The sequence below is a fragment of the Patescibacteria group bacterium genome (assembly GCA_028707065.1).
Lineage (GTDB): Bacteria > Patescibacteriota > Patescibacteriia > Patescibacteriales > WJLG01 > JAQTUZ01.
In genome coordinates this window covers 21,616-27,615 of sequence record JAQTUZ010000007.1, presented here as the reverse complement: position 1 = coordinate 27,615, position 6,000 = coordinate 21,616, and the positions used below count along the sequence as shown (strand labels likewise).

Genomic DNA, 6,000 nt, shown 5'->3' with positions numbered 1-6,000 from the left:
GGGAAGATCTGGCTCTCTGTCTCTGTGATCCGCTGATGATCAAGAAGGATCGTTTGCGCGATTATTCCATCGTGGAAGGCGACCATCTTTTTCGCGAACATCAAGCGGATGAACGTTCACTGGATGAGCGCGCGAAACAGCCGCAGGGTTCTTATAAAGTGCGGACGCGGATCCTCCAGCGGGAGTTGAATTGCGGCAAAACCTTGACCGGACGCAGCCAGGAAGCATGCGAACTTCGCAATTTCGATGAACTTGAACCGGCCGACATGTATGACGGGCCATTTTTCACGGAAGCCGATTTCACCGATGAATTGAAATGGGTGCCGGATCATCTCCGCAAACAATTCAAATTCCTCGACCTGAAGGTTCTGGTGGAGAAATCCGAATGGATCATGGCGCAGGCTCAGGTCATCTGGACCGAAGTCACTCTGGCCTTCCATCCGGAAAGGGCTAAGAAAATGGAACAAACCCCGGGACTGAAAGGATTTTCCAACACGGAATCGCGAGATACCGACATCGCGGCTGGCGTTCTGGCGTCACTCCAGTAGCCAACTATCGGCATCATCTGACGGCTGTCTTTGCACACTCTGCAAAGCGGCCGTTTTTTATTTGGCAGCGTTTGTGTGCTATAATTATATTGTTATATAATACGAATACTACGAATTTTACGCGAATACTACAAACTCCACGAACCGAATTAAAATTCGTTAAATAGTTCGCATTATTCGCGTAAAATTTGTAGTATTCGCATCATGTGCCCAAGCTTATTAATATGAATTTAGCTTTTTATGAAGTATGATTTTATTACCGTCGGCGGCATAGTCGAAGACATCACTTTTTACACCGAAGAAGGAGTGATGATCGAAAATAAAGACGATGTCTTGAAACAAAAGCTGGTCGGGTTCGAGCTGGGAGCGAAGATCCGCATTGCGGATGTCAGCCATTTCCCCGGCGGCGGCGCCAATAATGCCGCGGTTTGTTTTTCCAAATTGGGATTTAAAACCGCCTTGCTCGCCGCGGTCGGCGAAGACGAAGCCGGCAAAAAGATGATCAAAAATTTGGCCGATAATAAAGTTGACACCCGCCTGGTCAAAGTTCTCAAGGGCAAGGAAACCGGTTTTACCTTTTTGGTGATCAACCAAAACCGCGAGCATGTCGCTTTTGTCTATCGCGGCGCCAATTCGTTCTTGGCCGTTTCCAAGATCGAAGCGCAGATGATGCACTATGCCAAATGGCTTTATGTCTCTTCGCTTTCCGGCGAATGGGAAAAAGTTTTGGATAAGGTTTTCGGCGTCAAAGACGCCTTGGTCGCCTGGAATCCGGGCAATGCCCAGCTCGCCGCCGGCGCCGGGCATTTGCGTAAATACATGAAAAGAACGGCGCTGTTCATGGTCAACAAAGACGAAGCCATTGAACTGGCGGTGAGCGAAGGAAAGCTTAAGAACAAAGACGATAAATTTTTCAACGACACCAAAAATTTATTGATCGCCTTGAAAGAACTGGGTCCCTCCGGCGTGGTGATTACCGATGGCGAAAAAGGCGCTGATTATTATGACGGCGAAGAATTCTATCACGGCGAATCCTTGCATGTGCCTCATAATAAGATCGCCGATACCACCGGCGTGGGCGATTCTTTTTGCGCCACTTTAATTGCCGGGCTGGAAATGTACGAAGGCAATTACAAAAAAGCGATGAAACTGGCGATGCAAAATTCCGCCGCCAATCTCAAGGAGACGGGAGCGCAAGCAGGACTATTGGAAGTAAAAAGTAAAAAGTAAAAAGTTAAAAGTATTTATTATGAAAATGCTTGTCACGGGAGGGGCGGGCTTTATCGGCTCGGATTTTATCAGATATTGGATCGGAAAATATCCGGAAGACAAGATTATCAATCTGGATGTTTTGACGTACGCGGGGAATTTGGAAAATTTAAAAGAAGTTGAAAATAATCCCAATTATCAGTTTGTCCAGGGCGATATTTGCGATGTCGAGCTGGTTAACGGCTTGGTAAAGGGCGTTGATCTGATCGTTAATTTTGCCGCCGAAACGCATGTTGACCGCTCGATTGCCGATAGCACTGATTTTATCCGCACTAATGTCGAAGGCACGCGGGTTTTGCTGGACGCGGCTAAAAATAACGGCAAGATTCGTTTCCATCATATTTCCACCGATGAAGTTTTCGGCCATCTGGAGCCGAATGAGCCGCCATTCGATGAAGAAACGAAGTATGATCCGCGCAGCCCGTATTCCGCTTCGAAAGCGGCCGCCGATCATCTGGTCCGGGCCTATTTTAACACTTACGGTTTGCCCGCGACCATTTCCAATTGCTCCAATAATTACGGCCCATTTCAGCATCCGGAAAAATTTATTCCCTCGGCTGTTACCAATATTTTGCAAGGCAAGAAAATATTGATTTACGGTTCAGGAGAAAATATCCGCGACTGGATCCATGTCCGCGACCATAACCGCGGCGTGGAAGCGATCATCAAAAAGGGCCGAGCCGGGGAAACTTATTGCTTGGGCGGTTTGCCTGCGCCAGGGGCTACGGCGACCAAGGGCGGAGGGGAATTGACTAATTTGGCCTTGGCGAAAATGATCTTAAAATCGATGGGCGAGGGCGAAGACAAGATCGAGTTTGCCGCCGATCGCCCCGGCCATGACCGGCGCTATGCCATCGATTCGGCCAAAGCCCAAAAAGAATTGGGCTGGAAAAAAGAAATCGATTTTGCCGCGGGTTTGAAAGAAACGATCGAGTGGTATAAAAATAATCGCTTTTGGTGGGAAAAGCTCAAGCGCGATCAATGATCTTGAAAATCGATCAGCCCAAGAAAATATTCATCGTCTGCGCCATCGCTACGGCGGTAGTTTTATGCGCTTACTCGCTTATCAGCTCGATCGCCGAGTCGGAAAAATCGGCGCTGGCCCAAGCAAAGAATGTCACTGTCCAGATCAAAACCGGCAATTATCAGATCGGCAAGAAATATTCGGTTTCCTGGGATTCGGATTGCCGCGCCGGCGAGGCGATGGTCTGGCTGGCGACGGCTTCGTCCAGCAAAGCCAATATCGGAATTTTGGTGCCGCTCGCCAATTTTTCCGCGGCGAATTTCGGCGATCAGGGCAAGGATGCCCGGATATTTTTTAACGATCCCTGGAAATTCAACTTAAGCCACAATGCCAATCGGGGAAAATTAAGCTGGACAGTCCCGACTTCGCTGGCTTTGTCGAAATCATTATTTAAAAGCGAGCAGGGAGTTTTTTATCTTTATACTTTGGCCGACGGCCGGTTCGCCCTGCACAAGATCGTCAAAGAGCCGGTACGGATGCCGGTGATGCCGGAAAAATATTATTTGCGCGTGGACATCAAGGGCAAAAACGGCTGCACGGCCACGGGTTACAGCGCTAAAATTAACGTAATAAACAACAAGTAAGAAGTAAGAAGTTAGAAGTAAGAATTTTTAATTTTATACTTCTTGCTTCTGACTTCTTACTTCTAACTTCTTATGTCTTGTATTTTCTGTAAAATTGCCGCCGGCGAAATTCCGGCGGCCAAAATTTACGAGGATGAAAAATGCCTGGCCTTTTTGGACATCAAGCCGGTCAATTTCGGGCACGCTTTGTTGATTCCCAAGGAGCATTATCAAATGATGCCGGATACGCCGGACGATCTGGTCGCTTATTTGTTCGTGAAAGCCAAAGAATTGATGCCAAAGATCAAACAGGCGATGAAGGCGGATTTTGTGGAAATCTGCGTGATCGGCAACGACGTTCCGCATTTTCACATTCATTTCATTCCCCGCTATTTTGCCGACGGTTTAAGCGATGCCTGGCCGACAAAAAATTACGGACCGGGCGAAATGCTGGCGGTGGCGGAGAAGATCAGGAAAGAAATAGAGGGAACTTCAAAATAACTTTTTAAGATCCGACAATGATCATTTTTTAATAATTTAAAAAATATTTATGAAAAAAATTCTCAAGCTGTCGTCGCTCGTTTTGGTCGCCTTCTTCGTTTTAAGCGGCTGTTCTCTGCCGTCCGCGATTTCGCGCTTCTTGCCCGCCAAAAGCAACCAGGCGAACAATGTCCAGCAGCCGACCGCGGAAAATTCCGCGTTAATCCCTTCCTCTACCGCCGCTAATCCGGAAAATCAACCGGTAGCCAGCCCGGCGCCGGCGGCCATTCCGGTGCCGCTAGTTAAAGAAGAAGCTTTTAAGGGCGTGGTAAAAATTAAAACTTTGTCGCTTGACCAAACCGGCGCCTTGTCGGAAATTCAAAACGGCTCGGGCGTGGTCATCAGTTCCGACGGATTTCTCCTGACCAATTCTCACGTGGTTACGGTTGAAGACGATCTGGATAAAAGCGATAAACCCGCGGTTTACGGAATTTGTCTGACCACCAACACCAGCGTCGAACCGGATTGTTCGCATCTGGCCGAACTGGTGATCAAAGACAAAGATCTGGATATCGCCTTGCTGCATTTGCTCAATGCCCCGGCAGTTTCGCCTTATTTGGATCTGATGGCTACCGACACGGCCTCCACCAGCGAAGAAGTTACGGCTTTGGGTTATCCGGGCATCGGCCAGGACACGATTACGATCACCAAAGGAGTGGTGAGCGGCAAGCTGGATAAGTACGGCAAGAGCTGGATCAAGACCGACGCGGTTATCTCTTTCGGTTCTTCCGGCGGCGCCGCCGTTGATAAAAACGGCCAGGTGATGGGAATAACCACGGCCGGTTATTCCGATACTTTGGGCGAATTAGGCTATATCATCAACTCGGCTTCCATCATTGATTGGGTCAAAAAAGGCGAAGCCGCCTATCAGCCGGCCGCGGCCAATCCCTTGAACGATCGCGGTTTGAAATTTTTGCAAAAACAAAAAGATTTGGAAACCGCCGATGTTTTCACCAGCGATTACCCGGGTTTTTCCCTGACCAAACCGAGCGATTGGGCGTTTGAATATACCAATGAAGATAATCTGATGATCTTTAATAAAAAGGAAGAGGATAAAAGCGGCTCGGTATTGATCTCCGCTTATCGCGAACCGCATCTTTTGAGCGCGGCTGACATCATTCCGATCTTTAAGAAAGAATTGCAGCAATCTTTAACGCTGATCAAGATCGGCAAAGAACAAGCAGCGGATATCAACGGTACGAAGGGTGAAAAGATCACGATTTCCGGCGGGGGCCAGTCGAAAAGTTTATACTTTTTCCCCTGGCGGGAATATTTATTGTCGATCAATTATGATTACGGCGAAAACGAAAAAGACCAGGCCACGGTTGACAGCATCATCAATTCGTTAAAAACCAGCGTCAACACCAGTCCGTTTTCCGAAATTTTTGCCTATCAATCGGCCGATCCGGTTTTCGGCCTCAATTCGATCAAAGGCTGGCCGATGCTCATTCAAACCGAAAAAGGCGCGCCGGTGGTCATCAAAAGCAAAACCAGCGAGGGATCTTTTGTGGAATTGAAATTGGAGCAAAAGACCGCGGAGACAAAAAATTTGAACAATGAGGAAATTCTGGCCAATTACCAGCAGATCGTCGATTCGGCCAATCAGCTCGGCGGACAGCTGGACATGGAAATCAAGCTTGTCTCGCAAAACACCAGCTATAAGATAAATGATGAATTCCCCCAGGCGCTCAAGATGGAAGTTCAGGTTAAAAAGAAATCCACCGGCGAGATCATGGAACAGGATTTGCAATATGATGTCAGCCTTAATGATAAATATAATTTGACCGTTGTCCTGGAAATCTTCAGCAAGGATAAAAAAGCTTACAATGCCGCCGCGGCTGATTTCAGCAAGATCGCCCAGTCGCTTACCCTGAAACCGGCGGTTGATTCGGACCATGACGGCTTGAGCGACGCGCAAGAGGCGCAGCTGGGCACTGATCCGCGCAATCCGGATACGGACGGCGACGGCTATCTGGACGGCTCGGAAGTGGTGAACGGCTACAATCCGCTCGGCAAATAAATAATTCTTATTGAGTTTCTCCGTAAAGCCCCGGAA

6 protein-coding genes are annotated in these 6,000 nt (G+C 48.2%); all 6 read left to right on the top strand.

Going from position 1 to position 6,000, the window contains the following annotated elements; translation table 11 throughout:
* On the top strand, positions 1-548 hold a 548-nt coding region (locus PHE24_03225; GenBank protein MDD4902123.1), incomplete at its 5' end, for a hypothetical protein.
* Positions 549-788: 240 nt separating this feature from the next.
* Positions 789-1,778: a carbohydrate kinase family protein gene (locus PHE24_03220; protein MDD4902122.1), complete on the top strand. Its 990-nt coding sequence runs from the start codon at positions 789-791 to the stop codon at positions 1,776-1,778.
* Positions 1,779-1,797: 19 nt separating this feature from the next.
* Complete coding sequence (gene rfbB / locus PHE24_03215; GenBank protein ID MDD4902121.1) at positions 1,798-2,802, top strand: dTDP-glucose 4,6-dehydratase; 1,005 nt, start codon at positions 1,798-1,800, stop codon at positions 2,800-2,802.
* Positions 2,799-3,425, top strand: coding sequence for a hypothetical protein (locus PHE24_03210; GenBank protein MDD4902120.1), 627 nt, complete (start codon positions 2,799-2,801; stop codon positions 3,423-3,425). The genes rfbB and PHE24_03210 overlap by 4 nt, the downstream gene beginning before the upstream one ends.
* Positions 3,426-3,497: 72 nt before the next feature.
* The gene (locus PHE24_03205; protein ID MDD4902119.1) at positions 3,498-3,905 is read left to right on the top strand and encodes an HIT family protein; all 408 of its coding nucleotides are present in this window, start codon (positions 3,498-3,500) and stop codon (positions 3,903-3,905) included.
* A 49-nt stretch (positions 3,906-3,954) separates the two neighbouring features.
* On the top strand, positions 3,955-5,964 hold the full coding sequence (locus PHE24_03200) for a trypsin-like peptidase domain-containing protein (GenBank protein MDD4902118.1): 2,010 nt from the start codon (positions 3,955-3,957) through the stop codon (positions 5,962-5,964).
* The last annotated feature ends 36 nt before the right edge of the window (positions 5,965-6,000 follow it).